Genomic DNA, 578 nt, shown 5'->3' with positions numbered 1-578 from the left:
GGAAAGACCCACATCCACTCCCAGGACTTCGCCGCGCGGGAAAATTTCCGTCCCAAGGCCCCGCCCATCTCCACCCCGGGACGACCCTCCGCCCGGTCTCTCTCATACAGGGTGCGTGCATAGGCAATCTGGTCGCGCAACAGCCCCCGCGCCTTCTCGGGCAGAATGGTGACCCTATCCTTGTCCCCCTTGCCGCCCCGAATCGTTATGAGACCCTGCTCCCAATCAATATCCTTCACTCGCAGCCGGACCAGCTCTTTGAGCCGCAGCCCCGCCCCATACTGGAGCTCCGCGAGCGGGCGGTAGAGCGGCTCAATCTTCTCCAAAAGACGAAAAAGCTCCTTCCGCGAGAGGGTTACCGGCATGCGCTGCGGGGTCTTGCGCAGCCTGACATCCAACTTCACCTCCTCCATCCCACAAACATCGCGGAAAAAGAACACCAGGGCATTGAGCGCCTGCTTTTGCGTCGAAAAACTTCTCTTTCCCACCGTTACCAACTCGCCCAGCCACTGGCTGGCCGCCTGCGGGTCCATCGCTCGCCTCGCCGAGCCCACCCACTGCCCGTAACGGGCGGCCCA

General features: G+C 62.6%; 1 protein-coding gene. It reads right to left on the bottom strand.

Features of this window, described 5'->3' with window-relative positions; translation table 11 throughout:
• Positions 1 to 578, bottom strand: a 578-nt coding sequence (locus JIN78_RS16910) for a tyrosine-type recombinase/integrase (RefSeq protein ID WP_200393175.1), incomplete at both ends; no start/stop codon positions are given.

Origin of the sequence: Roseibacillus ishigakijimensis, assembly GCF_016595415.1 — a bacterium.
GTDB lineage: Bacteria > Verrucomicrobiota > Verrucomicrobiia > Verrucomicrobiales > Akkermansiaceae > Roseibacillus > Roseibacillus ishigakijimensis.
Note: the sequence above shows the minus strand (reverse complement) of the source record. Positions and strands in the feature narration are given on the sequence as shown.